Here is a 646-nt window from a genome sequence, read left to right on the forward strand (position 1 = left end):
GTGCGCCTGCACCGCCGCGGGGTCCGCGTCGGGCCGGCCCTGCTGCAGCAGTCGCAGCCCGGCATCACTGAGCCCGAGGGTGCCGGCGACGGCGACGTGGTCGCCCGGGCGGGCGCCCGACCGCAACACCGGTTCGCCGACCAGGTCACCGAGGGCGGTGACGGACACCACGACGACGCCCGCCGGCGCCGAGGAGAGGTCGCCCCCGAGCACTGCCGTGTCCGCCGCGGAGCACGCCTCGGCGATGCCGTGGGCCAGGTCGGTCACCCAGTCGATCGAGACCTCGGGGTCGACGACCAGCGTGAGCAGCACCCCGGTGGGCCGACCACCCATGGCCGCGAGGTCCGCGAGGTTCTGGGCGATGACCTTGTGGCCGATGTCGGCACCGGAGGACCACTCGTCGAGCCAGTCCCGGCCGAGCACGACCGCGTCCGTCGTGGCGATGGTCCGCGCGGAGGTGCGCACCACCGCGGCGTCGTCGCCGGGCGGGACCACGAGCGAGTCCGGTCTGCCGAAGAGGGGCAGGACGCGCGCCAGGATCTCCTCCTCGTCGAGGTGCCGGAGGGAGGTGCCCTCGGTCAGCCGCGGGCCTGGTCGTCTGTGCACGCGTCCACCCTGTCATCCTCGCTCACCGGGACGCACACCC

At 74.8% G+C, this 646-nt stretch carries 1 protein-coding gene; it reads right to left on the reverse strand.

Translation table 11 applies throughout. From position 1 onward, the window contains the following. Positions 1-606, reverse strand: a 606-nt coding sequence (locus N864_RS22885; RefSeq protein WP_240474463.1) for a thiamine-phosphate kinase, incomplete at its 3' end; no start/stop codon positions are given. Between the last annotated feature and the right edge of the window lie 40 nt (positions 607-646).

This window comes from Intrasporangium chromatireducens Q5-1 (genome assembly GCF_000576575.1).
In the GTDB taxonomy this organism is placed as follows: domain Bacteria; phylum Actinomycetota; class Actinomycetes; order Actinomycetales; family Dermatophilaceae; genus Intrasporangium_A; species Intrasporangium_A chromatireducens.